Origin of the sequence: Streptomyces sp. adm13(2018), from assembly GCF_008042145.1 — a bacterium.
GTDB lineage: Bacteria > Actinomycetota > Actinomycetes > Streptomycetales > Streptomycetaceae > Streptomyces.
In genome coordinates, this window is record NZ_RDBH01000074.1 from 1 (window position 1) to 4,243 (window position 4,243).

The following is a 4,243-nucleotide window of genomic DNA, read 5'->3' on the forward strand; positions in this document are numbered from 1 at the left end:
CGGTGGTGGGCTGGAGGCTGACGGCCGCGAGGACGACGGCGCCGGCCGCGGCGAGCTTCTGGAGCGCACGGACCATTCGGTTCTGATTCACGTGTCTGCCTTCTCTCATGGGGGGTTGCCTCGACCGGCCATGACATGCGCCCGTCAAGTCATGTCCGGAGTATGGACAACTCGCAACTGCCTCCACAAGGAAGCCTTTTCGGCCACACGGCACCGGAACCGTAAAATGAGCGGAGGGGGGTCCCGTATGCCGAACCGTCAGGAGGGCGACCGCGTCGCCCACGGATTTCCGCACCGCGCCGGCATCGGCGCCTCGCTCACAGCGCTCTACCGGCGCCTCTCCCCCGACGGCGTGCACCGCTATCCGGCGAGCGTCCCGCCCTCCGACGTGGCCCTCGACGACGACGAGGACCTGCACCTCGGCACCCAGCGGGTGGCCCACGCCCTGGTCCGGCACCTGCGGCTGCCCGAGGCCCGGCTCGTGGTGAGCTTCCGGCCGATGGAGCACGCCGCCGCCGTCGAACTCACCGCGGGGCCCGAGTACTTCGTGGAGCTCAACGACCGCTTCCGGACCCGCCGCCGGGACATCGGCGCGGCCCTCGCCCACGAGATCACCCACGTCCTGCTGCACCGGCTCGGCCTCGGCTTCCCCGGGACCGCGGAGAACGAGGTCCTCACCGACGTCGTCACCACCTACCTGGGTGCGGGCTGGCTGCTGCTCGACGCCTACCGCCGGAACGGCGTGGAGAGCCAGAAGCTCGGCTACCTGACCCCGGAGGAGTTCGGCTACGTCCTCGCCAAGCGCGCCGAGGTGTTCGGCGAGGACCCGTCACCGTGGTTCACCAGCGCCGTGGCGTACGAGGCCTGGGTACGGGGCCGGGCCGAGGCCGACCGGGAGCGGGCCGCGCCGCCGCTCGCCGGGGCGGGCTGGGCCGAGCGCCGCCGCTACGGCTGGGAGCGGCGCCGGGGCCGGGCCGGCGAGGGCGCGCCCTACGTCTTCCTCGGCGGGGCGCCCGCGACCGGCGTCGCGTTCCGCTGCCCGGTCTGCCGCCAGCGCCTGCGCATCCCGGCCGGCCGGGCCCTCAGGGCCCGGTGCGGGGTGTGCCGGACGGTGCTGGAGTGCGCGGGCTAGGGCCTGTCGTCACACTCACGTCGTCGCCCGGAGGGCGGCCCCGCGGCGTCAGGTGCGTGCTCTCGGCGTGCCGGGCACAAGTCCTCGTACGGGGCGTACTCGGGCTTGCGCCCGGTGCGGCGAGAGCGCGTGCATGGCGTCGCGGGGCGGACGGGAGTGTGACGACAGGCCCTAGGGAGTCTCCACCAGGCTCTTGTAGAAGTGGACGTCCTCGGCGCCGCCGGGGATGCCGAGAACCCGGCCGGTCTCCACGTAGCCGTGCCGTCGGTAGAAGTCCGGCGCCTGGAAGGTGAACGAGGACACGGTGGCGCGGTCGCAGCCCCGCCGCCGCGCTTCGTCCTCGGCGGCGCGCAGGAGCCGGCTCCCCCAGCCGTCCTTCCGGCTCTCCTCACGGACCCACAGCATGTCGATGCCGAACAGGCCGCTCCAGGTCCAGCCCGTGAGCCCGCCGACGAGCGCGCCGTCCTCGTCCACGGCCTTCACGGAGAGTTCGCCCTGGTCCTCGGGCGTGGTGTCGGTGGCCGCGAAGTTGAAGGCGTCGAGGCCCTGTTCGAGGGCCTTGGCGAGTGCGGTGTCCCCGTCGCCGACGCTGAGCTTCGCGCCGTCCTGACCGTGACCGTTATCAGGATCGGGATCGGTATCGGGATCGGTATCGGGATCGGGATCGTGATCGGGATCGTGATCGGGATCGTGATCGTGATCGGGATCGTGATCGTGCGTCATGCGATCCGATTCTGGCACAGGCGTACGAGCACGCCGCCGCGCTCCGGAACGGCGTGACGCCCGGCGCCGGGGCACGCGAGCCGGGCGGGGGCCGCGTCAGGGTGGCGGGCCGGAATCGATTTGCGCCAGGGGCGGACGGCGGGTCAGGGTCGGCCCATGAGCACGTTGTTCGACGCCATCCGTGACGGGGACGAGGACGGGGCCGTCGGGGCCCTGCGGGCCGGGGCCGACCCCGACGGCCGGGAGGACGACGAGTCCGCCCTGTACCGGGCGGCCGTCGGCAACGAGGCCGGAATCGTACGGGTGCTGCTGGCCGCGGGGGCGGATCCCGGCCGGGGCAGCGGCGAGGAGGGCGACGACCTGCCGCTGTGCGGGGCGGCCGTCGGCGGGCACACCGAGGTGGTGCGCGCCCTGCTCGCGGCCGGTGCCGCGCCCGACCAGGAGGAGGCGTACGGCTTCACCGCCCTCGCCTGGGCCCTGCGGCTCGGACACGCCGACACGGCCCGCCTGCTGCTGGAGTACGGGGCCGATCCCGACCGGCGCGGACCCGACGGCGTCCTGCCGCTGGTGGCCGCCGCCCGGCGCGGCTCCACCGGCTGCGTACGGGCCCTCCTCGACCACGGCGCGGACGCCCGGGAGGCCGCGCTGCGGGAGGCCCGGCGTTGGATCGGCGTCGACATGGCGGCCGAGCTGCGGCGCGGACTCGTCGCGGGGAACGAGGGCGGCCAGACGTACGAGGCGGTGGTGCGCCGGGTCCGCGAGGACGGCGGGATCACGGTGGTCGTCGAGCTGCTGCGGGAGGACGGCGCGCCCGGCCGGGGCGACGACCGGCAGACCGGGCACGCGGCGATCGCCACGCTCGTCGAGGCCGCGCTCGGGCTCCGCACCCCGCACGAGGAACTGGCGGCGCGGGCGCTGCGCTGCGGCGATCCGGAGCTCGACGACTGGACGACCGCGGTGGCCGAACTCGGCGGCCGGGCCGACGAGGAGACGTTCGTGGCGGCGGCCGCGTGGTGCGCCTACCGCGACCCGCTGCGCCGGGCGCTGGGCGCGGCGGTGCTCGGCGCGCTGCCGGGCTTCGCGCCGAGCGCGGTGCCGGTGCTGCGCCGGCTCACCGCGCTCGGCGCGAAGCCCGGCAGCGCGCCGAGCACCGCCGCGCCCAGCGCCCGGCGCAGCGGGTCGCGGTAGGCGCACCACGCGGCCGCCGCCACGAACGTCTCCTCGTCGGCCCGGCCGCCGAGTTCGGCCACCGCGGTCGTCCAGTCGTCGAGCTCCGGATCGCCGCAGCGCAGCGCCCGCGCCGCCAGTTCCTCGTGCGGGGTGCGGAGCCCGAGCGCGGCCTCGACGAGCGTGTCGGTGGTGTCGGCCCTCGGCGAGTGCGCCGATCCGGCCGCCGTACCCGAACTCCTCGCCGTGGCGGGGCATCCCGACGCGGCCGTGCGGCGGGCGGTCGCGGGGGCCCTCGCGGGGATCGTGCCCGCCGGGCACACGGACGCGCTCGGGGTGCTGCTGGGGCTGAGCCGGGACGGGGACGCGCGGGTACGGGACTGGGCGACGCTCGCGCTCGCCGAGCTGCCCGACGACACGCCCCTCGTCCGGGAGGGGCTCGCCGAGCGGCTCGGCGACACCGATCCGGAGACGGCGGCGGAGGCCGCGCGCGGGCTGGCGATCCGCCAGGACCCCCGGGCCGTGGACGCGCTGGCCTCGGCCCTGGCGGACGGCGACCCGGAGGGCGCGGCGCGGGAGACGGCGCTCGCCGCCCTGGAGCACGTCCACGACCCCCGGGTCAGGACCCGGCTGGAGTGGACGTCCCCGCGCCGCGCCTGAGCTGTGCGGACGCCGTCAGCAGGCGTGGTCGACCAGGTCGAAGGACGCGTAGTGGTCGGCGGTGTAGTAGTCCTCCCGCGTCGCGTCGCCGGTGACGATCCGGCGGGCGCCGCGGGTGGGGGAACCCGGCGTCTCGACCGTGTACTCGTGGTAGTAGCCGGTGGTGCGGGACGGCAGGACGCCCTCCCGGTTCTGGAAGACGGAGCCGTCCTGGCTGTAGGGGAACGGGCCGCCCTCCGCTATCAGCCGGAGGGTCGTGTGCGCCTGGGCCGGGAGGGCGGAGGCGCAGATCTCCCCGACGGCCGCGGGGGCCGCGACCGAGGTCACGACGAGGGCGGGCGCAGGGGCCGGGGCGGCGGCGGTGGCCGGGGCGCCGAGAAGGAGGGAGGAGACGAGGGCGGCGGCCGCGCCGCCGGCGAGGGTGAATCGAGGGGGGATGCGCATGGCTGAGATCCTGACGCGCGTAGAACCGGCCGGGAAGGCCGATTCCCTTCAATTCGCCGGATGTTGACGCCTCGGTCGCGAACGTGGGGATCCCGTGTGCGCGGGAGTGGACGGGGG

At 75.6% G+C, this 4,243-nt stretch carries 5 protein-coding genes; 3 read left to right on the top strand and 2 right to left on the bottom strand.

The window, feature by feature from the left end; translation table 11 throughout:
• The first annotated feature begins 247 nt into the window (after nucleotides 1–247).
• Nucleotides 248–1,132, top strand: a complete 885-nt coding sequence (locus EAO70_RS06485; protein ID WP_148002056.1) for a hypothetical protein — start codon at nucleotides 248–250, stop codon at nucleotides 1,130–1,132.
• Nucleotides 1,133–1,303: 171 nt separating this feature from the next.
• Here the strand turns inward: EAO70_RS06485 and EAO70_RS06490 are convergent, their stop codons facing one another.
• The gene (locus tag EAO70_RS06490; RefSeq protein ID WP_261992703.1) at nucleotides 1,304–1,855 is read right to left on the bottom strand and encodes a GNAT family N-acetyltransferase; all 552 of its coding nucleotides are present in this window, start codon (nucleotides 1,853–1,855) and stop codon (nucleotides 1,304–1,306) included.
• A 156-nt stretch (nucleotides 1,856–2,011) separates the two neighbouring features.
• On the opposite strand from EAO70_RS06490, the gene EAO70_RS38935 reads away from it, so the two are divergent.
• Nucleotides 2,012–3,043 carry an ankyrin repeat domain-containing protein gene (locus tag EAO70_RS38935; RefSeq protein ID WP_261992704.1) on the top strand — a complete coding sequence of 344 codons (1,032 nt, stop codon included), beginning with the start codon at nucleotides 2,012–2,014 and terminating at the stop codon, nucleotides 3,041–3,043.
• A 171-nt stretch (nucleotides 3,044–3,214) separates the two neighbouring features.
• Nucleotides 3,215–3,682 (top strand): HEAT repeat domain-containing protein, encoded by a 468-nt coding sequence (locus EAO70_RS38945; RefSeq protein ID WP_261992705.1) that lies wholly within the window; start codon nucleotides 3,215–3,217, stop codon nucleotides 3,680–3,682.
• A 15-nt stretch (nucleotides 3,683–3,697) separates the two neighbouring features.
• Here the strand turns inward: EAO70_RS38945 and EAO70_RS06505 are convergent, their stop codons facing one another.
• The gene (locus tag EAO70_RS06505) at nucleotides 3,698–4,126 is read right to left on the bottom strand and encodes a ribonuclease domain-containing protein (protein WP_148002057.1); all 429 of its coding nucleotides are present in this window, start codon (nucleotides 4,124–4,126) and stop codon (nucleotides 3,698–3,700) included.
• Between the last annotated feature and the right edge of the window lie 117 nt (nucleotides 4,127–4,243).